20 protein-coding genes and 2 pseudogenes are annotated in these 22266 nt (G+C 59.7%); 9 read left to right on the top strand and 13 right to left on the bottom strand.

Annotated elements, in window-relative coordinates; translation table 11 throughout:
• Window positions 1-4: 4 nt before the first annotated feature.
• Both NL528_RS36155 and NL528_RS36160 read right to left on the bottom strand, forming a co-directional pair.
• Window positions 5-1756 carry an adenylate/guanylate cyclase domain-containing protein gene (locus tag NL528_RS36155; protein ID WP_309179157.1) on the bottom strand — a complete coding sequence of 584 codons (1752 nt, stop codon included), beginning with the start codon at window positions 1754-1756 and terminating at the stop codon, window positions 5-7.
• Window positions 1753-3516: an adenylate/guanylate cyclase domain-containing protein gene (locus NL528_RS36160; protein ID WP_309179158.1), complete on the bottom strand. Its 1764-nt coding sequence runs from the start codon at window positions 3514-3516 to the stop codon at window positions 1753-1755. The genes NL528_RS36155 and NL528_RS36160 overlap by 4 nt, the downstream gene beginning before the upstream one ends.
• Window positions 3517-3782: 266 nt before the next feature.
• Here NL528_RS36160 and NL528_RS36165 point away from each other — a divergent pair.
• A pseudogene (locus NL528_RS36165) lies at window positions 3783-4408 on the top strand (tyrosine-type recombinase/integrase).
• A 62-nt stretch (window positions 4409-4470) separates the two neighbouring features.
• Here the strand turns inward: NL528_RS36165 and NL528_RS36170 are convergent.
• On the bottom strand, window positions 4471-6240 hold the full coding sequence (locus tag NL528_RS36170; protein ID WP_309179159.1) for an adenylate/guanylate cyclase domain-containing protein: 1770 nt from the start codon (window positions 6238-6240) through the stop codon (window positions 4471-4473).
• A gap of 853 nt (window positions 6241-7093) precedes the next feature.
• Window positions 7094-7237 carry a hypothetical protein gene (locus tag NL528_RS36175; RefSeq protein WP_309179160.1) on the bottom strand — a complete coding sequence of 48 codons (144 nt, stop codon included), beginning with the start codon at window positions 7235-7237 and terminating at the stop codon, window positions 7094-7096.
• A gap of 240 nt (window positions 7238-7477) precedes the next feature.
• Here NL528_RS36175 and NL528_RS36180 point away from each other — a divergent pair, with 240 nt between their 5' ends.
• Entirely contained in the window at window positions 7478-8422 is a 945-nt protein-coding gene (locus NL528_RS36180; RefSeq protein WP_309179161.1) for an XRE family transcriptional regulator, read from the top strand.
• A gap of 87 nt (window positions 8423-8509) precedes the next feature.
• On the opposite strand, the gene NL528_RS36185 is transcribed toward NL528_RS36180, so the two are convergent.
• The 5 genes from NL528_RS36185 to NL528_RS36200 form a co-directional block, all read right to left on the bottom strand.
• Window positions 8510-8887: a hypothetical protein gene (locus tag NL528_RS36185; protein WP_309179162.1), complete on the bottom strand. Its 378-nt coding sequence runs from the start codon at window positions 8885-8887 to the stop codon at window positions 8510-8512.
• Entirely contained in the window at window positions 8887-9033 is a 147-nt protein-coding gene (locus tag NL528_RS36190) for a hypothetical protein (protein WP_309179163.1), read from the bottom strand. Before NL528_RS36190 ends, NL528_RS36185 begins: the two co-directional genes overlap by 1 nt.
• 152 nt (window positions 9034-9185) lie before the next feature.
• A complete protein-coding gene (locus NL528_RS47325; protein WP_375143927.1) occupies window positions 9186-9554 on the bottom strand; it encodes a hypothetical protein in 369 nt (122 codons plus the stop codon).
• Window positions 9463-10158, bottom strand: a complete 696-nt coding sequence (locus NL528_RS36195) for a hypothetical protein (protein ID WP_309179164.1) — start codon at window positions 10156-10158, stop codon at window positions 9463-9465. Before NL528_RS36195 ends, NL528_RS47325 begins: the two co-directional genes overlap by 92 nt.
• 312 nt (window positions 10159-10470) lie before the next feature.
• Complete coding sequence (locus tag NL528_RS36200; RefSeq protein ID WP_309179165.1) at window positions 10471-10791, bottom strand: hypothetical protein; 321 nt, start codon at window positions 10789-10791, stop codon at window positions 10471-10473.
• Window positions 10792-10841: 50 nt separating this feature from the next.
• Between NL528_RS36200 and NL528_RS36205 the strand changes: the two genes are divergently transcribed.
• The 7 genes and pseudogenes from NL528_RS36205 (at window position 10842) to NL528_RS36235 (ending at window position 16754) form a co-directional block, all read left to right on the top strand.
• Entirely contained in the window at window positions 10842-11168 is a 327-nt protein-coding gene (locus NL528_RS36205; RefSeq protein ID WP_309179166.1) for an HNH endonuclease signature motif containing protein, read from the top strand.
• Window positions 11168-11740: a hypothetical protein gene (locus NL528_RS36210; protein ID WP_309179167.1), complete on the top strand. Its 573-nt coding sequence runs from the start codon at window positions 11168-11170 to the stop codon at window positions 11738-11740. Before NL528_RS36205 ends, NL528_RS36210 begins: the two co-directional genes overlap by 1 nt.
• Window positions 11741-11911: 171 nt before the next feature.
• Window positions 11912-12496, top strand: a complete 585-nt coding sequence (locus NL528_RS36215; protein ID WP_309179168.1) for a hypothetical protein — start codon at window positions 11912-11914, stop codon at window positions 12494-12496.
• Complete coding sequence (locus tag NL528_RS36220) at window positions 12493-13266, top strand: metallophosphoesterase (RefSeq protein ID WP_309179169.1); 774 nt, start codon at window positions 12493-12495, stop codon at window positions 13264-13266. Before NL528_RS36215 ends, NL528_RS36220 begins: the two co-directional genes overlap by 4 nt.
• A gap of 67 nt (window positions 13267-13333) precedes the next feature.
• On the top strand, window positions 13334-13738 hold the full coding sequence (locus NL528_RS36225; RefSeq protein ID WP_309179170.1) for a DUF6634 family protein: 405 nt from the start codon (window positions 13334-13336) through the stop codon (window positions 13736-13738).
• Window positions 13735-15318, top strand: a complete 1584-nt coding sequence (locus tag NL528_RS36230; protein ID WP_309179171.1) for an AAA family ATPase — start codon at window positions 13735-13737, stop codon at window positions 15316-15318. The genes NL528_RS36225 and NL528_RS36230 overlap by 4 nt, the downstream gene beginning before the upstream one ends.
• Before the next feature lie 320 nt (window positions 15319-15638).
• Window positions 15639-16754 (top strand): annotated as a pseudogene (locus NL528_RS36235) (DUF2130 domain-containing protein).
• A 696-nt stretch (window positions 16755-17450) separates the two neighbouring features.
• Here the strand turns inward: NL528_RS36235 and NL528_RS36240 are convergent.
• Genes NL528_RS36240 through NL528_RS36255 form a run of 4 tightly spaced genes read right to left on the bottom strand, consistent with a single transcriptional unit; the run spans window position 17451 to window position 21980 of the window.
• Window positions 17451-18182 (bottom strand): 3'-5' exonuclease, encoded by a 732-nt coding sequence (locus NL528_RS36240; protein ID WP_309179172.1) that lies wholly within the window; start codon window positions 18180-18182, stop codon window positions 17451-17453.
• Entirely contained in the window at window positions 18124-19926 is a 1803-nt protein-coding gene (locus NL528_RS36245; RefSeq protein WP_309179173.1) for a putative nucleotidyltransferase substrate binding domain-containing protein, read from the bottom strand. Before NL528_RS36245 ends, NL528_RS36240 begins: the two co-directional genes overlap by 59 nt.
• A 60-nt stretch (window positions 19927-19986) precedes the next feature.
• Window positions 19987-21678 (bottom strand): cation acetate symporter, encoded by a 1692-nt coding sequence (locus NL528_RS36250; RefSeq protein WP_309179174.1) that lies wholly within the window; start codon window positions 21676-21678, stop codon window positions 19987-19989.
• On the bottom strand, window positions 21675-21980 hold the full coding sequence (locus NL528_RS36255; RefSeq protein WP_309179175.1) for a DUF485 domain-containing protein: 306 nt from the start codon (window positions 21978-21980) through the stop codon (window positions 21675-21677). Before NL528_RS36255 ends, NL528_RS36250 begins: the two co-directional genes overlap by 4 nt.
• Window positions 21981-22266 lie beyond the last annotated feature (286 nt).

A 22266-nucleotide genomic window follows, 5' to 3' on the forward strand; every position in this document is an offset into this window, starting at 1 on the left:
TTAACTAGTGCGGTAAGCCCGCGTCACGAAGCGCGGCTGCAATTCGCTCGCGCTCATCCAGCGAGCGGATGGGAAAGGCTTCCTTGACATGAGAAACCCGAAAATCAGGCTGCAACTTCAGCAGGCGTGCAGCCGCCTCTCGCGCTTCCGCAACTCGCCCGGCGCGTACTGAATTCATGATGTATGCTCCCAGCGTCTGAGCATCGGTGCGGTACTGAATTGATTTCACCGCCACGGCCGCACCATCGTCGTACCGCCCCAAGTGAAAAAGCGCGAACGACGTCCCGGTCCAGGCGCCCATTCTCAGGGGATCGAGGGGACTGAGCCTGATCATTCTGTCAAAACTTTCGATGGCGCGCTCCGGCTGGGCACACATGAGCGAGACCCATCCTCGAGAGTGCCACGCCATCGCCAGGTTTGGGTTGAGAGCGACCGCCTGCTCGACCAACGACGCCCCGCGGTCATATTCGTGGCCCAGGTAGGTTACGACGTGACCGCATCTTGCCAGTGCCAGAGCGTCTTCATTTGCCAGCCTGGAGCCTAGCTCTGCAAACCGGAGCGCTTCAGTCCTCATTTCATCAGTAAGTGTGACGCCACTATCCGCCTGCTGCCGCATCAGTGCCGAGGCAGCCACGGCATAAGCGGCGGCATATTCCGGATCTTGCCCGATAGCTTTCTTGAAGAGCTCATATGCTTCGGGCACGGCCCCTCGATACAGCGACGCCATGCCGCGCAAATAGAAATCGTAGCCGTCCAGCCTGTCCGTTGGCTTTTGAAGCGCGCGCTCAATCTCGGCTTGCACGAGTTTCGGAGCGATCAAACCCACGACACTGGTGGTGACTTGATCCTGCAAGCCGAACACATCTTCGAGCCCGCCGTCGAATTTGTCAGCCCAGATATGACTGCCGGTCGCGGCCTCGATAAGCTGTCCGGTGATGCGAACGCGGCTACCCGCCTTTCTCACGCTGCCCTCAAGCACGTAGCGCACCCCGAGTTCACGCCCGACCTGCTTGATATCGACCGCCTTGCCCTTGTAAGTGAAGGAGGAATTGCGCGCGATCACGAACAGGGACTTGAATCGCGACAGTGCGGTGATGATGTCCTCCACCATGCCGTCGGCGAAATATTCCTGCTCCGGATCTCCCGACATGTTCTGGAACGGCAGAACCGCGATCGAGGGCTTGTCCGGGAGCGCGAGCGCGGGCGCCGGAACAGAAGCTTGCTTCGCTGTCATACTTTTCGAACCGGCCAATGCGAACACCTGAACCGGTCGCGCGATGTTCTTCAGTGCGATTTCGTCCTTGTCGTCGAATGCAACATCGATTCGGTCGCGGACCTGATCGTGCACCGCGCGCGAGATCGAGAGGCCGCCCGGCGCAGCGATGCTTTCCAGCCGGGCCGCGATATTGACGCCGTCGCCCATCAAATCGTCGCCCTCGACCATCACGTCGCCGACGTGAATGCCGATACGCAGCCGCATTTTCCGAGCGTCGTCAAACGCGGACGCCGCCTGCTCGACTTCGGCCTGAATGGCGATCGCACAATTCACGGCCTGAACGGCACTGGCAAACTCCGCCAGAAATCCGTCGCCCATGATCTTGAACAAGCGCCCCGAATGCTTTGTGATACCCGGCTCGATGATCTCGCGCCGTAGCATGCTCAACCGTGTCAGCGCGTCGGCCTCATCTGCGCTGACGAGGCGGGAATAGCCGACGACATCGGCGGCGAGGATCGCTGCAAGCCGGCGCTGAGTCATTCGGGCATGCCTGCGATACGGAAAGCCATGGCCAGCTTTTCGATATCTGTCTTCTGAAAAGGATTCCGTCTTTTGATATCAGAGATGCGCTGGGTGGGGTCCAGTCGCAGCGCCGCCGCGCAGACTTGTCGCGCTTCTTCAACTCGCCCGGCCATTGCATGGCATGCCATTGCGGCGCGATGCGCAAGTATATAATTTGGTTGCTGCTGCACTGCGATATTTGCGCATAAAGAGCCCTCCTCATAACGACCGGCCATGAAATGGGCATATGCCATGCCCGAGTGAGCCAAAAAGATCCGTGGTTCAAGCGGGCTCAGGCGCAAAGCTGCATTAAACTGGTCGATAGCGAGGTCTACTTCGCCAAGAGACGTCAGCGTGAAGCCGTACCAATATCGAGCGGGAGCCAGATTTGGATCGAGGCTGATAGCGCGCGCCAGCAAAGCCGCTCCAACCTCGACTTCCCCTACGACGAAGGAGACGGTTTGCCCAGCCATGGCAAGCACCATGGGATCGTCTTTATCGAGTTCAACAGCCCGTCTCGCTAGTCGTCGAGCCTCTTGCACTTCTCGATCAGCGTCAGCAATCCAGGCAAATGCCTTCTTTTGATTGATGCAAAGAGCGCCAAGCGCATAGGCCAAGGCAAATTCAGGATCAAGCTTGGCAGCGGTGTGAGCGAGATTTAGGGCTTCAAGATTTGCTTCTCGGGTATAGCGATGAGTACTTGAGAGGGCGCGAAGATAATAATCGTATGCCTGAAGACTCTCGGTCGGCTTCCGCTGAGCGCGCTCCATCTCTGCTCGTTCAAGGCGCGGCGCGATTGCACCCAGCACGCTCACCGATACGCGATCTTGCAGATCGAAAATATCCTCGAGTTGGCTGTCAAATCGATCCGCCCAGAGATGCGCTCCTGTCGCTGCATCGATCAACTGCCCTGTGATGCGAACCCGGTTCCCAACCTTGCGTACGCTGCCTTCCAGCACATATCGAACCCCGAGCTCGCGTCCGACCTGCTTGATATCGATCGCCTTGCCCTTATAGGTGAAGCTCGAATTGCGCGCGATCACGAACAGCGATTTGGATCGCGAGAGCGCGGTGATGATTTCCTCGACCATGCCGTCGGCGAAATATTCTTGCTCGACATCGCCGCTCATGTTCTGGAACGGCAGGACCGCGATCGACGGCTTATCGGGTAGCGCCGGCTTGGCCGGGGCTTGCGTGACTTTGCTCGACGCCGAATTCGGCCGGCCAGAACCGCTCGGAGTTACGGCATAGGTCCTGATCGGTTTAGCGATGTTCTTAAGCTGCCGTTCGCCTCGATCCTCGAATTCCGCCTCGATCTTGCCCTCGATCTCGTTGTGCACCTTGGCGGAGACGAGGATCCCGCCGGGATCGGCGAGCCCTTCGAGACGCGCTGCAACGTTGATGCCTTCGCCGTAGACGTCGCCGTCCTCCTGCACGATGACGTCGCCGAGGTTGAGCCCGATCCGCATCCGGATGCCGTCGGGAGAGGCGGACAGTATCCGCTGGATGTCGATCGCGCATTTCGCGGCCGCAAGCGGACTCGCAAATTCAGCGAGAACGCCGTCGCCGGTCGACTTGATGAGCCTGCCTTGATGACGCGCAAGGTTGGGGTCGATCACCTCCCGCCGGAGCCGGTTGATCTCAGCGTAGGTCGCCTCCTCGGCGCGTTCCATCATTGCGGAGAAGCCGACCACATCGGCCGCCAATATTGCCGCGAGTCGCCTTTGAACCTCTGCCATACGCTCCTCATCCCCAGATGCCTCTTATAGCGCAGGAGCGAAGCGATGAGCCACACCGCGTTTGGCCGTCGTCCCCTGTTCCGGACCGGGATTATGATCGTTGGCTTCTGCGGCCTCCTTCTTCCGTTCTGGGTCGTGAGCGGCCGAGACCATTCGCGCGATCAGTTCGCGTATGACCACAAACCTCTGAAAGCTGACGTGATTTCGCTGCCGCGGCTCGTGCTGCCGCGCATGCTCCCGGTTCTCAGTAACCGAGGAGTACGACCATGCCTGACAATCAATCACTGCTGTTGAACGGCCTTCCCCGCACGCCCTGGAACAAGGGCAAGCTGATCGGACCCAAGCCCCCACTCCGGCCAAAGCACGTTTGGTCGATCAGAACCCGACTGATAGTCGAGGGCCGCGCCCGTGACCTCGCCATGTTCAATCTGGCCATCGATAGCAAGCTCCGCGGCTGCGATGTGGTGGCCCTCAAGGTCGAAGACGTTGCGCCGAACGGCTACACGGTCGAGCGAGCAACGGTCCGGCAGAGAAAGACTGGCCGGCCAGTCAAGTTCGAGCTGACCGAGCAGACGCGGCAAGCTGTCGAAGACTACTTACGGGCGTCGGGCAAGAAGCCCGGTGAGTTTCTATTCTCGGGCCGCCCGCATGGCGGCCATTGCATGACGACGCGCCAGTACGCCCGCCTGGTGGCCGAATGGATTGGCAGCATCGGGCTCAATCCGAGGTCGTTCGGTACGCATTCACTGAGACGGACGAAGGCCACCCTGATCTATCGGCGCACGGGAAACCTTCGCGCCGTCCAGCTCACACCAAAATCGAAAGCACTGTCAGGTATCTCGGTATTGAGGTAGACGACGCGCTCTCGATAGCGGAACAAGTTGAGGTCTGAAATACCCGGGCAGAGCGGAAATACTCTGCCCGATTAATGTCAGCCGCTTCGGGCCAAAGCGGTCATTCGGGCATTCCAACGAGACGAAAGCCCTCCGCTAATTTGCTTACGTCTTCATCTCTTCGAAAGGGCGAATCTCGGATATTTGCTATTCGTTGCCTCGGGTCGAGTTCCATTGCCTGTGCAAATGCTGCCTTTGCCTCTACTAAATTCCCTAACAAGGCATGGGACGCCATGGCAACTCGAAGGGCCGATACGTATTTCGGGCTTTCCCTGAGGGCCGTCTTTGCCCAAGAGAGTGCCTCCACATATTGCCCGGCAAAAAAATGGCAATATGCCAGTCCGGCGTGAGCAATGACAATTCGAGAGTCTAGCGGACTGAGGCGAATTGCTCGATTAAAAAAATCAACAGCGCCAGCTTCACCCAAATAGAGCTGTACCCATCCTCGCCAATACCAACCGGGTGCGAAGTTTGGATTAATATCCGTGCCCTTCGCCAGATAGGCCGCACCCTGCTCCAAATGACCACCGACGAATGCCAGCGTCATCCCGCAATGCGCGAGAACTGCATGATCGTCCTTGACAAGGTTCAATGCTTTCCAAGCCAGTTGCACGGCCTCGCCGGCTTCCGATGCTTGATCTGCGGTCCAGCGCATAGCTTTTCGTTGCGAGTAGGAATTGGCGGCTTGCGCATATGCCAAGGCAAATCCAGGATCGAGATCGATCGCTAGATGAAGTTGCTCCAGAGCCTGTTCGTTCGCTTCCTTCTCAAATTTATAAAGGTATGAAATCGCTCGAAGGTAATAATCATAGGCGCGGAGGTTTTCAGTCGGCTTCCGGCGGGATCGCTCTATTTCGGCGTGCTCCAACTTCGGCCAAATCGCGCCTACGACCCTGGCCGTCACCTGATCTTGTAGTTCGAACAGGTCTTCAACGCCGCCGTCAAATCGATCTGCCCAGATGTGAACGCCGGTGATCGTGTCGATCAACTGGCCAGTGATCCGGAGCCGATTACCAGACTTGCGGACGCTGCCTTCGAGCACATAGCGGACGCCAAGTTCACGCCCCACTACCTTGATATCGACTGCCTTTCCCTTGTAGGCGAAACTTGAATTCCGTGCGATCACGAACAGCATAGTTAATCGCGATAACCCCGTGATGATGTCTTCCACCATACCGTCAGCGAAATATTCCTGTTCCGGATCGCCACTCATGTTCTGGAACGGCAGCACCGCGATCGAGGGCTTGTCAGGGAGCGCGAGGGGTCTGGAGGCTTCGGCAGGTGATTTGGCATCACCGATTGGCGACGATGCGGTGCGGACCGCATACAGCCGGACCCGCCGGTCAATGTTCTTCAGTGACCTCTCGCCAAGGTCATCGAAAGTAAAGTTGGTTTTGCCCCGGACTTGCCTATAGGCATCGTCCGATAGGCAAACGCCGCCCGGCTCGGACTCGCTTTCGACACGGGCAGCGACGTTGACGCCATCACCAAAAATGTCGTCACCATCGATGATAATGTCGCCGACATTGATGCCGATGCGGAAGCTGATCACTGGCGTGAAACTTTCGCTTCGTTCGGCCATCTTCTCCTGCACGTCCATCGCACATGCTACGGCGTCGACGGCGCTTGCGAACTCAACCAGCATGCCGTCGCCCGTTGTCTTGACGATCCGACCTCTGTGAGAAGAAATTGCTGGGTCGATCACCTCCCGCCGATGCGCCTTCAACGCCTCCAGCGTTCCGACCTCGTCGGAGCCCATTAAGCGGCTATAACCGGCGACGTCAGCCGCCAGAACCGCTGCAAGTCGCCGCTCCGTGCGCTCACCGGTCAAGGAACGCTCCAAAATCCGAATTTGTGCCAGCCATATCTAAGCATATCGGGCCGCTGTTGGACTAGGACCGACTTCCGGTCAGGGTCATTCGCGACCGGGTCGAGCCGACAGCAAGCCCAGCCATTTCCGCTATGCTCCGATAGCGAACAAATTCCGCAGCCCAGCGAAATGTCGCAATGTGCGATGGCCGGACGTCGGAGCGAGCATGGGAATCAGCGGGAAGCCATAAGTAAATGGACCTCTGCGATCCTTGGAAGAGCAGATCGACCTTCAATGAACCCCACCACTGAGGTCGGCGGCCGTCGGGTATTGAAACCACCCTGAGTGTGGGTCAGGAAAAGTCCGGCGATTTCAACGAAGTTCAATCGCAGGTCTGATTGCTTGCAGCACTCGGAATACCGCCGAGTTTCCGAGCCGCAACCGCAAAGCTCATTATCTTGACACTCGCTCTGCCGGTAATACGCTTGCACCCGCGGGTCTGCGCCGAAGAAGCTGTATTGCTTTCCCGGCCATCGGCCGAAAGCCTCCAGGTGAAGATGGCGCAGCGTCCAGACGCTGTAGAGGTCCAGCAGTGTCCTGAGATCCCCGCCCTCGGACCATGCCCCATCATCCGGTGAGAAGGCGCAGATCGAACCGTCTCGGAAGTTGGTGTGGCGTGGCCCTATCCACGCAGTTTCGGCGCCGGCAGTCCAGAAACCCCAAGCACGGGGCCCTAGGCCTGACTGGTACGGAAGGGCTACGAGAAACGTGGCCTCCCGCACTAAGCCCGAGATGATCGAGCTTCGTGCGAGAAGCCAAATTCCGTCATCGTCCGGGAAGGCCTGGGACGTGGGGTACGCCTCAGCAAGGCGTGCTACCTGGCCTTCGTAGGCATCACGAAGCATATCGCCGCCGATCCGTGATGCGGCACCGGCCGACCATGATCTCCGTGCCCCTTGTCGTCGGGCGGCCCTTTCCCGTGATCGCGATGCTGATCCTCTTTTTCCTTTTCCTTCATTGCCGTTCTCCTTAGCTGGTTTTGCTCTCGGGGACTCTTGACCTAGGGCCACCAGGCCCTGGTTGCGCACTACAAGTGGCCGGTGCTCGTCCAAGGCCGCGCCGACCTGCTGCAACACGGCCCGGGTCTCCGCCGCCAAGGTGGCTTCCCCTGGAATCAGAAATGTGCGAGTCTGTGTCACCCGCACACTCTGCGCCGGAGAGGCCGGTGTGTCAAGGCGTGTCATTCGCACGGACGAAGATGCCCACATTCGAAGAAAAGCTAATCAGAGCCGTCAAAAAGAAACGCGAGGCCGAGGGCCTCAGCATCCGCGCCCTGTCGGAAGCGGTAGGCGTAAGTTTCTCGACGCTGGCGCGTATTGAACGCGGTGAAGGACAACCGGATAACAATTCAAAGATCCGGCTGCTGCAGTGGCTTGGTACCGATGCCGAGGATGCCGGGCTCAGCTTCGAGAACCTCGCGCTAGTGCATTTCAGGGCGGGGAAAAACGTCCAGTCCTCGACCGTTCGCACGCTATTGAAGGCGGCCGACTGCATACGGCAATCGATGGGAGCCCAAGGCCGCCGGAAGGGTCAGCGCGATATGGATGACAAGGCGGCCGCTGCCGCCGTTTCGCTATCGAAGGAAGAACTCGAAAAGACTGCAGAGAGGTTCAGAGCGGATCTAGGTCTGGCGTACGACGAGCCTCTGGACAGTCTTCGGATCGAGGTTGAAGGCATACAGATGATTCCGGTCGGGAAGACGAACTGCCTGGACGCCCAAACCGTAAGTCACCTTCGGAGAGACGTCGGCGGCGAATGGTCCGCGATGAGCGTGCCGCTGGATGTTGAGGACGAAACTTGGGCCGTTCTTTTGAACGACAGCCACACCATCGAACGCCAACGGGTCACCGTCCTAGAGGAGTTGTGGCACATCCTGCTCGGCCACAAGCTCACGAAGATCGCCCGGATAGCCGAGGCTTACGGCAGAACCTACGACGAGGCAGAAGAGCACGACGCGTACTATCTCGCCTCGGCGACCCTCCTGCCGAGGGCCGCGATGATCGATGCTGTGAGCAAGAACTGCTCGTCGGAGCAAATCGCGCGGGTGTTCGGAACTTCGTCTGAGCTGGTCGATTACCGAATTAAACGGCTCGGCCTCTGGCGGGAACACGTCGGCAAGCAAATCAGGCTGTCGCGGGATTGAACGCTGGGCTTGCCGAGTCTTTAGCAGACCTATTTGGCGCCGTACGGGCCAAGCTCATTTGCGGTGCGGCGCGTCTCGGTCATCTGTTTAGCTGCCTTCTGTCGTCAACGCCGCCACGTGCTCCGGCGCAACGTAGTCGTGCCGCGAGCCTGGGCCTCCGAACACTTCGAACGTGTCGCGCAGGTGGTCCACGTAGAAGTAATCTCCACAGATGTGCTCGGTCTTGAACCTAGTGATTTCTTCGCCAACCTCTGGATCGAACGTGGCCGTGCGCTCGCCAAGCCGGAAGATCGCCGAGGCGTCGTAGATGTAGTCGCCGGTCTTGAGGTCGCACAATTTTCGCTCCGTCGTACACACCCGCACCTCGCCATCTTCAACGACCTCCATATTGAACTTTGAGGTGCCATGGCGGGCTGCGCTGTGCGGGATGAGGTCGAGCGCTTCCTGCTCGGTCGCGAACGTCATCACCCCCCGTCGAGATCCCGTTCGTAGTCCTGTTTGGTCTTCAGCCAGATGCGGTACATTTCACGTCTCCCCATCGCCAGCTCGATCTCCCAGCCCAGCGGCCGCGCAAGCGCCCGGCTCGATATGGCGACCCGCGCTGGCGTCAATCAACATCGCGAACGCGAGTTCACTTCGGATGGTTAACAGGAATGCTCAATTGTAATCCGACATCTATCGGTTGATACGCACGCGGCGGCCCGCGGCGGGCCGGAGACACTTTCTCGGGCATCGTCCCTTCTTCTCGCTTCTGATGCCTCGCCTACCGCTTTGGCCTAAACGATGGCACCGGACGAGGAGTTCTCATCGATGCCGCCGCTGCGGACACCGTTCGCGATGCATAGGCATACATGTCTTTGTGGCGCTCAGCCAATCGCGGAGACGCGAGGACGATGGCATTCGTGATGGCATCAACATGCCACCCCGCATCTAACATGGCCGCTGCAGCGGCAAAGTCCGCAGCGGAGTCATCTATCGATCCGTCACTTCGAATGACACGGGATCGGCTTCGCTTCGAAGCAAACAAATTGACAGCGTTGTTAACGTACTTCGGTCCGCCGAGTTCGACCGCCGCGCGAAGCATCGTACCTCCCAACAAACCCGTTGCGCAGACGTTCGGGGAATCCGGCATCTAGCTGTGCGGCATCAAGCAGCACGCGCTCCACTTCTTTTGACTTTGCCGCGCCCAACGTCAGAAGTGCAGTCGATGTTGCGCCAAGTTTATTCTTCTCAATTTTCTCCGCTGGAGGGATATTTCTATAATCTCCGTTGCCAGCCACAGCTGGTGCAAGGAGCGCACGTGCGGCAACCTCGAGCTCTGCATAGCCAATGTCCGTAAGTCTTGCCGAGAGATTGTCGCGATAGCGCCGTTCGTGACGCTGTTTCCAGCCGAGAAGGAGCGTTGCGGTATAGGTTTCGTGCTGGCCATCCATGATTACGTGATGGGTTGGACAAAACAGCATCAGGTTGTCTGCCTGGTTGCGCTCTTTTTCGGTCATCCCAGGCTTGCCGCGCGGCCCCTTGTCGCTATGCGCATAGATATGTGAAATCTGTCCAACCACTAAGTCAGTGGAATCAAGAGTCGCATTCGCAATAACCGGTTCGTTGCACTCGGGATGGGCGCATCGATTGCCCGATAGGGCGAACAATATTTTCAAGGTTTTTGCGGAGTATTTGCGTGCAGGTGTAGTTGGCTTGGCAGGCGGCTCGCTCGGTGTCGAACTAAGAGAGTTCACAGGGTATCGGTTCCTATCACGCTTGGCTTCTATTGTTGCCCAGCCCCAACTACCATAAATTGTGTCCCCCGCCGAGAGCTATCAGCCAATACAGCACATGTTTCCGCTATTTGCCGTTCTCAACCTACTCCGGATGGTTGGCCTCCTGAAAATTGTGCCGTGTTGCTCGGCTTAGCAGATCGTCTTGTGCGGAAGCGCGCTTGCGCAGTTGAGATTTCACAAAGACAGCGCGCCGACGACAGTACAATTTCGTTGTAGCGGCCGGTGCAGCCCATGCCAGCTCACCAAACATAGTCTGAGACTCAGTCGCCCTCACTTTCGGAAACGTACGCCTTCGCCGGAATTCTCCGAGGCGGCGAAGAATTCAATGCCGTATTCGTCTTCGAGGATACGCTGCATCGCTTCGAGAACTTTTCGACGACGCGGGTCCATTTTCTCGCTCTCGTCGGTCTCAACAACGCTCACCGCCTGGCGGGTTACGCCTGCCTGTGAAGCGAGTGTTGCCTGATCAACTCCCGCTAACACTCGACCCGCGCGGATTAGGCGAGGTGGGGGCCAGATGTTTTGAGCAGATAACGCTTTATTAACCATGCATTTGACTTCGCTGGAATTTTTCCATCGATCCGTTGACATTCATCCCGACTTCGCCGACATTATTCCAGCGAAACGTTGGAAGGCGAGTCATGAAATACCACGACTACATCGCGAGTCGCAGCTGGCGTCAAAATCCGGCTCGGCTTGCCGAACTCAAAGCCGCCGGCTTCCGCTGCCGGGTTTGCAACAACGACGGCGGGCTGAGCGCGATCGAGGTGCATCACCGCACCTATGAGAACCTCGGTTGCGAACGGCCCAGCGACCTGACGGCGCTCTGCCGCGACTGTCACCGGGTGGTGACGGATCACCTGCGCCGGCTGCGTTATGCGCACCGCGTGCCCGCCCATGCCGACGTTCGCTCGGCGCTGGAAGGCCCCTCGCCGCTTTTTGACCCCACTTTCAAGGAGACTATCTGATGTCGGTCCAGCAACTCCGCATCCGCCTGACCGGCGAACGACCGCTCCTGATGCACAGCTCGCGCCTGGCGGATCCGCTCGAACCGATCAAGATCGATATCGACCGTCTGACGAAGAAGCGCGACAAGACGATCGCCGATCACGAGCAGATCGCCAAGATGGAATGGTATGGCGGTCTCTGGTTGCAGGACGACAAGCCGTGCATTCCCTGCGAGGCTGTGGAATCTGCGTTCACCGAGGCCGCCAAGACTCGGCGCAAGGGCAAGCAGGCAAAGGCGGGTTTCTCCTGCGCGGCGTCGCCGCTGCTTCAATATGATGGACCGAGCGATCTGCCCTCGTTGTGGGAGGACAAGACCTTCCGGTTCCGGTTTCCCGTGAACGTCAACGATTCGAAGGTGATGCGCACGCGGCCGCGCTTCAGCGACTGGCACGTCGTGGTCGACGTCGAGTTCCTGCCGAGCCTGCTCAATCCGAACGAGGTGATTGAGATTCTCGAGATCGCCGGCCTGCGCGAAGGACTCGGAGACTGGCGTCCCAAGTTCGGCAAGTTCTCCGTGGCCCAGCTCGAATAAGTTCCGGCGCGGCGTGGCGTGGCGGGGCGTGGCCCGGTGAGGCATGGCACGGCCCGGCTTGGCAAGGCGAGAGCCCCGTAACTGGGGCCGCTCCTCTCTACCTTCATCTCAACTCAGCATCCCCGAGGGGAGCGACGTGCGGCTCATCCGCGCGAACAGGAGAACTTTGCTATGCGCAAGACCGCGAAAGACACGATCAAAGCCGTATTGCCGGCTTCCGCAACCAGAATCCACAGCGTGGCAGATGACAATCCGCGGCCGGCGACTCCCGGGAATGAGCGCTTGTGGCCGTTCAGGCCGCAGGACGTCTCTCCGCTCGTCTGGTGGCGGATGCTGCCTTCCGATCTCATGCGCGACGCCGAGCACCTGCTGGTGTGCGCCACCCTGGACGGGATCACCGTGATGCGCGGCGGCCATGACATTACCGCCGCGCTGCAGGGCGATCCGGCAGCGGCGATTGCGGTAGCGCTTTCGTTGATGCCCGTCGACGAGGTGACGCTCGAAGTCGATATCGCCATGACGGCAGTGCTGCGGTGTACGCTCGCCGGCAATGCCGCGGCCGCACTCGTCCTGGCGAAAGTTGTTGGTCGTGCCGAACTCGACCATCCCTTTGCGACCGAACTTTCCGGGTCTTGGTACACGCACCATCTGCGTCACTCTCCGGATCGGCGCAAGTTCACCCCGGATGAAAAGGCAGTGTGGTCGGCGTTGCGCAAGTGTGACGAGCGGCGTGCACGCACAGGAGATCTGGCATGAAGGTCCAGATCTTCTCCGATCTCCATATCGACGTGCACCCCATCAAGCCGATCACGATCATGGATGGCGTCGACGTCGTGATCGTCGCCGGCGATGCCTGCGAGGGTGCGTTGCGCGCCTTCGAGCACCTGCGCAGGATCGTGCCGATGCACATCCCGATCGTCATGGTGATGGGTAACCACGAATACTACCGCCGCTTCCTCCCCGAGGAACTGGCACTGGCACGCGCGCATGCCCCCTCATTCAACATACGCGTTTTGAACGACGATTCGATCGTGCTCGGCGGCGGCATCGTCCGCTTCGTCGGCGCCACGCTCTGGACCGACTATCAGGCCTTTGGTGAGGCCAACCAGGCGGCGGTGATGAACGCCTGCGCGACCGGCATGAACGATCATCGCTTGATCGGATGGCAGAAGCAGCCGTGGTTGCGGTTCAGGCCCCAGGAGGCAGCGCTCCTGCATCACCGGTCCAAGGCCTACATCGCCGAGATCCTCGCGGTGCCGTTTGCCGGACCCACCGTGGTGGTCAGCCACCATGGGCATTGGGACTCGGTGCATCCGAGGTTCCGTAGCGATCCCGTGACCGGCGCCTTCGTCTCGGACCTCTCGGCGTTGATCGAGACGCACCAGCCGACCCTGTGGGTGCACGGACATGTCCACAACTCCTCCGACTACCGCATTGGAGAGACCCGGATCCTGTGCAATCCGCATGGCTACGGAGCTGAGAACCCGGACTTCAACGGCGCCCTGGTGGTGGAGGTCGGCGCATGACGCGACTTTCCCTTCCCGCCCTCACTCACCCCTCTTCCTGAATTCTCAGGCGATCGGATCTCTCTCCATGCTGACGCAACTGTTCCCGTTCCTCGACCCGGCCCACATCACGCCCGATCTGGCCCGCCGGCTACGCGCGCTCGCAGACGATTGCGATCGTCTCGAATTCGGACGTCCCGTCTCGCCGCTCCTGCTGCAGGCCTCTCCTCTCCTGGAAGGCTGGGTGCCGGCGATGACGCCGGAAGGCGTCCAGCTGGTCGGGCATGCCAGCGGCCATCCGATTCACGGCGATCGCATGGTGATGACCACGGCGCTGTGGTGGGCGGACCCTGATGGCACTTGGGTCCGCACGCTGTCGCGCTTCTATCGGCTCGGACGTCCCGCCGCCCCCGACGACGCCCGCCGCATCCTGACCCCGTTCGCGACCTCCTCCGGCGATGGGGACGACAGCGGATCGGAGGATGAGGCATGAGCGGGAAGAGCACGACCGACAACGACGACGACTTCGATCTGCCGGCGGTGGATGACAATATCGTTTCGACAGGGGCCGCGGCTGATTCGTCCGATTGGGATGAGCGCTTGAAACGCGTATCGCGACTTCTGCGCTACGCGATGCTCGTGACCAATAGTGCCAGCCACGTCGAACAGCGGCTAATTGCCGAGATAGACGAGGTGTGTCCACAGCTCTCACTTAATGCGGCCTGGGCCGTAGCGCAGACCGTGGACGCGGGGCTTGCACTCGCCGCAGAGCTCGACCGCCGCGCCGTCGCCGAGGACGAACCGAACCTACGCAGTCTGGCCGATTGCGTCCGGCTACTGTGCCTGCCGACACCGCGAGATGCCACCTACTTCAAGGAGCACCGCCGTGTGGCAAAGGCACTGCAGCAGGCATTCTACAAGGCCGCCCGTGACGGGGACGAAGAGCTTTGCTCCGATCTCGAGCGGTTCACCTTCGGCTGGGCAGCGTTGCCGGCATGCACCGACCTGGTATCGACGCGCCAGCCGGCTGCCGTAAACGCGGCCATTCTCGGCATGCGCATGGCGGAGCACCGCATCGATGCCGCGACGGCGGCGACCACGCAACGGCTGAAGAGGGAGGAAAAGCGCAAAAAAGAACAGGAGGCCGAAAACAAGGCGGCCGAGGCCTCGCCGCAAATCGCCTCTCCTGCAACAGACGCCATCCCCAGCCACCACCTGGTCGTCGCCCGTCTGAGCAACGAGGAGATGAAGAACACCAAGCTGAGGGATATTCTCGGCCCGCTGAAGAGCGTCATCAACGTCGCCTTGCCGCTGGTCGAGGTGCCGCCGCTGCATGACGTGCGCAACACGTTGCTGTTCGAATTCCCCTATGCCGCTGAGGTCATCGACTTTGCGCTCGCCGATCTCGTTGGGCGCACCACAATTCGGCTACGCCCTTTGCTTTTGGTAGGCGATCCTGGCGGCGGCAAGAGCCGGTTTGCTCGGCGTCTTGGCGAGGTGCTGGGCCTCAGTGTTTGGCGAACAGATGCAAGTCGTTCCGATGGTGCTGCGTTCGCGGGCACCGACCGGCGCTGGTACTCGGCAGAACCCTGCCATCCCTTTCTCGCCGTGGCCCAAGGCAAGATCGCGAACCCATTGATTTTGCTTGACGAAATTGAGAAGGCACCTACGCGCAGCGACTACGGAAGGCTTTGGGATTGTCTATTGGGCATGCTCGAACCCGAAACCAACACTCGCTATCCGGATCCGGCGCTTCAGAAAAATCTGGATCTGTCTCACGTCTCCTATGTCGCCACTGCAAACACGCTCGATTCGCTGCCGAGCCCGATTAGAGACCGTTTTCGCGTGGTGACTTTTGCGAAGCCGACCGCAGGCGATCTCGCTGCGCTCTTGCCAGCCGTGATTGCCGACCTCGCCAGAGAGCGCAGCCTCGATCAAAGCTGGGTGCCGCCGCTCGATGGCTCCGAGCATACGGCTGTCGCTCGGCATTGGCGCGGCGGCTCGGTGCGCCGGCTGCGCCGCATCGTCGAGGCAATCCTGCGCGAGCGCGACGTGCGCGCCACGAGGAACTGATCATGCCCTATCGAACTGACGAGATGCCGAAACCCACTCCGCCGCGCAAGCCATCGCCATTCCCGCGACGCCTGCCTTTACCGGGGACAAGCCCCAAGGGTGGCTTAAGCGGCTCTCAGAACCCCGATACTATCCCAGCAAATAGCCACAGGACGAATACCGTGACCGACCCTCAGATCGCCTGCCCGAACTGCCGGACCGAGATCAAGCTGACCGAATCGCTCGCGGCACCCCTGATCGCTGAGACCCGCAAACAGTTCGAGGCACAGCTCGTCCAGCGCCAAGCCGAGTTCGGCCGCCGCGAGGCGCAGCTCAAGCAAATGCAGGACGAGCTCGCCAAGGCCCGGGACGGCATCGACGAGCAGGTGGCCGCCAAATTAAGGGCTGAACGAGCGGCGATCGCCGAAGCGGAAGCCAAGCGGGCGCGCCTTGCAGTGGCCGACGACATCAGCCAGCGCGACCAGCAACTGGCCGACCTGCAGCAGATCCTCGCGACCAACAACCAGAAGCTCGCCGAGGCTCGGAAAGCTCAGGCCGACACGGTGCGCAAGGAGCGCGCACTCGAGGATGCCCAGCGGGAACTCGAGCTCACCATTGAGAAGCAAGTACAGGAGAATCTCGCCGCTGTTCGGGACAAGGCCAAGCTCGAGGCTGAGGACGCTCTCAAGGCCAAAGTCACTGAGAAGGAAACGCAGATCGCGGGGATGCAGCGCCAGATCGAGGAGCTGCGCCGCAAAGCAGACCAAGGCTCGCAGAAACTGCAGGGCGAAGCCCTTGAGATCGAGCTGGAATCCCTGCTCAGAAGTCGTTTCCCGCGCGACCTGATCGAGCCGGTGCCCAACGGCGAGTTCGGCGGCGATGTCCTGCACCGAGTGCTCGGTCCCGCCGGCCAGATCTGCGGCACCATCCTTTGGGAAACGAAACGCACGAAAAACTGGAGCGACGGTTGGCTCGCGAAATTGCGCGATGACCAGCGCGCCGCAAAAGCAGAGATCGCGCTGATCATCTCGAGTGCTCTGCCGAAAGGGGGTCGAAACCTTCGACCTTATTGACAATGTCTGGGTAGCAGAGCCGCGCTTCGCCGTGCCGCTCGCGATTGCGCTCCGCCAGTCGTTGATTATATCGCCGGCAGCCGCCAGGCCCAGGAAGGTCAGCAGACCAAAATGGAGATGGTCTACCAATACCTGACAGGCCCGCGCTTCCGGCACCGCATCGACGCCATTGTCGAGCGGTTCACCGACATGCAGGCCGACCTAGACCGCGAGCGCCGGACCATGATGCGGCTTTGGGCCAAACGCGAAGAACAGCTCAAGAGCGTGCTTGATTCGACCGCCGGCCTTTACGGAGATCTGCAGGGAATCGCCGGCCGCGCCTTGCAGGAGATCGAAAGTCTTGATGTTCTGATGATTGAGGCAAAGGGCGAAGCGGCTGAGTAGAATAAATTCGTTAGCCATAGGTTGGCATTCGCAAATCGAATGAACCTGCGGCGCATTTACTTCCTGCGCCAGGTCGCGATGCAAGCGCTGGATCGCGGTTAGACGGGAGAAACGTTGTTTTGGGATTGCAAACAGAAGCGCTACCGGAGTTTCCCGCTTGAACGCAAACTCCACAGGGAAAGCAATTTCGATCTGGCTTTCCGACCTACGGTCTAGGAAACCTTTTCAGCGTAACGCAATCAATAGCTTAGCGGCTTGATGCTGCAAATGCGTTGCATCGAACGAGCAATAGGGCGACGCTGTATTCTGGGCAAGACAAGGGCAACTATCGAAGTAATGATCGCAGCAGTACCACCGTTGATGAGCATCGCAACGGGCTTGCGCCACTTCACATTCACGAATTCGGCGAAAACCCATTCTGATCGTCGGCGGAGGCTCCGGCATAGGGTTTGCCACCGCGCAGCTTGCGGCTGAACCCGGCGCGACTCCCGTCATCGCCGGACGCTCGCGCACGCCTTGACGCCGCGCTGGGCCGCCTGCCGTCGGGGCGCTCGTGCCGAGGAGGTCGACTTCTGCCACCCATGTTGCAGGCTTCGTCGGACGGATCAGCGCGATCGACCATCTGGTGCTTTCGGCATCGAGCGCGGTCGCATGGGGCAATTTCGTCATTGCGTTCGGACTACCGCGGTAAAAACCTTATGCACCGGTTGGATTGAAAACAGTATGTGTGCGCAGGCGCGGGATGCGTACTCCCCTCTCCTTCATGTCGCGCAAAGCGAGGTACATCATCGCTGTCATCAGTGCATCGTTGAAGGCGTCATGTTGAGCAAGAAGTGGAATGTTGAGATCCCTCAGGATCGCTGCGAACGAGAGATCGATCTCCGTATTGGGCGGCGCATCGCCGTACTTACGTTCGTAGTACAGCTTTGAGACCTCGATGCGAGGATTCGGCAGCTCGATCCCGATGTAAGGAAGAATGTACTTGTCCAGCATAGCAATATCGAAATCGACGTAATAGCCTACCAGCGGCCGTCCGCCGACGAAATGCAGGAAGCTCGGCAACGCCTTCCAAATCAGGGGGCCCTGTGCAACATCGATTTGACGCAGACGATGTACCTTGATCGCCTCGGCCTGCATTCCGGCATCAGGGCGCACGGCTGCCTCGAAACGCTCGCTGGTCAGGATTCGATTGCCTCGAATCTTGATCGCCGCAATGGTTATGATGTCGTCGGCACGCACACTTAGTCCTGTTGTTTCGCAATCGATCGCAACGGCTTCGTCCGCGGGCCCACGCTTGAACATGAACCGATAGGACTGATCCCCGATCGAGGCTTGATGGAACAGGCGTTTGATGGCGCGAGGGATCACGTCAGAAGATGCCGAGATTGAAGTGACGATGAATGAACTCGCGAAACTGCTTGACCACATGAAAGGCGTCGCGCAGGAGATCGCGCTCCATGCTCGAAAGCCATGATGGCCGCACCAGAGTGCCGGAGGTGCCAGCAGACGCCGTCAATTGCCCGTCTAGCCGCAACATCAACATGAACTGGAACGCCTGGATCAACTCTCGCGCGAAGTCGGCCTGCAGCACCCCATTATCCCGCAGACGTGAAATACGTTTTTCGGTCGCCGTCTCCATCAGGCCATGCTCCAGGGCAAGGCTGCGGACGCCGTGCACAATGGGAAAAATGCCCCCCTTCTTGAGGTCCAATGCATCACCATTGCCTTCAGATGTGATCAGGTTCTTGAACAGACCGATCGGTGTGGCGAAGGCGTCGATTGCGCGGGCAAAATGCGCGAGATACACCCGCTCGCCGCGGATCATATCGATCAGAGCGGTCTTGGCCTTGGTCAGCAGCAGCTGGTCACCGGCGACGGCGCGGGCGTCATAGAAGATCGCAACGTTCAAATGGGAGGCGTTGTCGGGCAACGCCACCCAACTACGGAAATCCGCGAGATAGTCGGAGAGCGGCCTGGACCAGACCGGATTACTGACCATCACGTTTCCCGGGCAAGGGGCAAAGCCGAAGCTCGACAGCGCACCGGAGAAATCGGCCCGAAACGCGTCCAGCTTCACCTGTTCGACGGGTTCGGGCATGATAAGGCCGTTGTCCTGGTCCGTGCGTACGGTTTGCTCGCCACGGCCTTCGCTTCCCATGACGATAAGACAGCCACTGGTGCGAAACTCGGCCGGCGCAACCATCTCGAACAATCTGGCGAAAAGCCGCTGATTGAGATCGGAGACGATCTCGCCAATCACTTCCACGCTAACACCCTGGCGGCGCAGGGCGCGGACCTGCGCGGCTGTTTCGCGCGCCGCAACCACCAGATCATCCTGACTCGAAGCGCGATCGATACGACCTGCGACGATCTGGGCACTGCTGGCAAGGAAGCCCAGCACGTCGATATCCTCCAGGATGCCGACAAAGCGCTCGCCGTCATGAACCGCAACGCGCCGCTTGTTGAGCTTGGTCATGAGCACAAGCGCCGAGGACACGAAATCATCCGGCCGCACCGAGACTACGTCGAAATGTGCAAGTTCGCGCACGGGCGTCTGGATTGACAGGCCTCGCAACACCACCGCTTTGGACAAATTCATGCCGGTGATGACCCCGATCCGCTCGCCGTCCCGAACGAACAGGGCGTTGCTATCGATCTCACGCATCATGTGACCGGCGGCTTCGATGGTGTCGCCGGCTTCGATAAAGGTAGCAGGGTGCAGGAATAGTTCGGAGATCCGCGCACGCATCAGCGAGCCGTAGCGTCGCTCCTCCTCGTCACGGACGAGTTCATCCAGCTTATGCGAAATATCGCGATAGAAGAACGAGGCGAACCGCGGATTACTCTGGATCAGGTCCAGTATCGCGGCTTTCGGAGCGACGTAACACAGCGTCTCCTCTTGTGCGCGAAATGCGTGCCCGCTCTTGCCGTGGACGAGGGCACGACTGTCGAAGCTGTCCTTGGGGCCGAGCAGCGCCAGCAGATCGCTTCCGTCCCGCTCCTCGATCATGCCCTTGATGACGACGTAGAGGGCATCGGCAGGCGTGTCTTGCTGAACAATCACTTCGCCCGGACGGAAGTAGGCAATATCCAGCGCAGCGCGCAACGTTTCGATCTGTTGTGGCGTCAATCGATCGAAGGGCGGGTTTGCAGCATCGAAAGCCTTGGGCATTTGACTCTCGGATTCCCCGCCTATGAATACTGCGTAGGCCAGCCTCTCAAAGCCCGGGTCTCAATGCGCGGTGGCTCCTGCTGCGCCGATTCCGGTCTGGCTGCGCACGAATTGTGCGTCGAAGCCATCCCGGTCGACCGCAGCCCGCGCGCTGCGGTCCAGCATCGAAAACAGCCAGATGCCGACGAACGCAATTGCCATTGAGAAGAGCGCTGGGTTGTCCAGTTTAACCGGCGCTGACCCTTTGGCGAATCCAAGCGTCGCTTCCCATACGGTTGGCGACAGTATAACGCCGACCACGGCACTGATCAGGCCGAGGAAGCCCCCGACTAATGCGCCCCGCGTGGTCAGACCCTTCCAGAAAATCGACATCACCAGCACCGGGAAGTTGCACGACGCGGCGATGGCGAAGGCGAGACCGACCATGAAGGCGACGTTCTGGTTCTCGAATACGATGCCCAGAATGATCGCCAGCACGCCCAGGAACAGCGTCGCAATCTTGGAGACGCGAATCTCGTCTTGTTCGTTGACCCTCCCATCCTTGATCACCATGGCGTAGATATCATGGCTGATCGCTGAGGCTCCGGCGAGCGCCAGGCCAGACACCACTGCAAGGATGGTGGCAAAGGCGACCGCTGAAATGAAGCCGAGGAACAGGTTGCCGCCGACCGCGTTGGCCAGATGAATCGCGGCCATGTTGGAGCCGCCCTTGATCGCGGCGATCCCGCTCTTGGTCTTTTCCAGAATTCCGGCATCGAGAAATGCCGCATCGGTCGAGACAAGCGTGATGGCGCCAAAGCCGATAATGAAGGTCAGGATGTAGAAGTAGCCGATGAAGCCGGTTGCATAAAACACGGACTTGCGTGCGGCCTGGGCGTCCTTCACCGTAAAGAAGCGCATCAGGATATGCGGCAAGCCGGCTGTGCCGAACATCAGAGCCAAACCAAGCGAGATCGCCGACAACGGGTTGGAGATCAGGCTACCGGGCTCCATGATCGCGATCTTCTTGGGATGCACTTCCGTTGCCTTGGCAAACAGTGCTTCCGGGCTAAATCCGAACTTGTAGAGCACCGCACCGGCCATGAACGTGGCGCCAAAGAGCAGCAGCACAGCCTTGATGATCTGCACCCAGGTCGTCGCCTTCATGCCGCCAAAGGTCACGTAGATCATCATCAGGCCGCCGACCAGGACCACCGCGATCCAATAATCGAGGCCAAACAGCAGTTGGATCAGCTTGCCTGCGCCTACCATCTGCGCGATCAGATAGAAAGCGACAGTCACCAGCGAACCGCAAGCCGCCAGGATGCGGATCCGCGTCTGCCCGAGCCGAAATGAAGCAACATCGGCAAATGTGAACTTGCCAAGATTTCGCAGTTGTTCCGCAATCAGGAACGTAACGACCGGCCATCCGACGAGCCAGCCTACCGAGTAGATCAGACCATCATAGCCTGAGGTGTAGACAAGGCCCGAAATGCCCAGGAACGACGCGGCTGACATGTAGTCACCTGCGATCGCGAGACCGTTCTGGCCTGCGGTGATTCCACCGCCTGCGGAGTAGAAATCCGCAGCCGATACCGTGCGCTTTGATGCCCAATAGGTGATGACGAGGGTCAGGGAGACAAAGCCGACGAACATGCCGATGGCGGACCAGTTGATCGCCTGCTTGGCTCCGCCGTCGATGGTTCCGGCCGCAAGCGCAAGCGTGGGCAGGCATACGAGCAACGTCACCAGCAGCCAGGAACTCTTTCTCATGAGCGGTTCGCTCCAACAATTTTACGGATGAGGGGGTCGTACTTGGAATTGGCCTTGCTGACGTAGATGCCGGTGAGCAGGAACGCCGCAACGATAACTAGCAAGCCGATCGGAATGCCGACCGTCGTCACACCCGTCGTCCCCAGCGGCGTACCCAGAAGCTTGGGTGCGTAAGCGACGAGCAGGATGAAGCCGAAATAGATGACCAGCATGACCGCCGACAACGTCCAGCCGAGCGATGAACGCCGGCGAACCAGTTCCTGATAATTCGGATCCTGCTCGATCTTTTCGTAGCTGTTCACATCCTTGCCCTTTCAGGTTTCGCGGACTGAGCCGCCACCCCGACCGTGGAACGCATCCAATTCGCGCACTCTCAATCGAGCGCAAGCATCAAACACGCCATCTCACACTAAGGTCCGTCGCTTGCAACGACCATCAACTACATCGTCAATGCGGAGGGGTGTCTTGATACAGATCAATGTTGCATATTTCTGCGCGCAGATCGCCCATGTGTCGCATGGCGACCGCTACGCTGGTCGCGACCGCAGCCGCGGCCGCGCTGCCGAACAGCGAATGCAGCCAGAGCAG

The sequence above is a fragment of the Bradyrhizobium sp. Ash2021 genome (genome assembly GCF_031202265.1).
GTDB lineage: Bacteria > Pseudomonadota > Alphaproteobacteria > Rhizobiales > Xanthobacteraceae > Bradyrhizobium.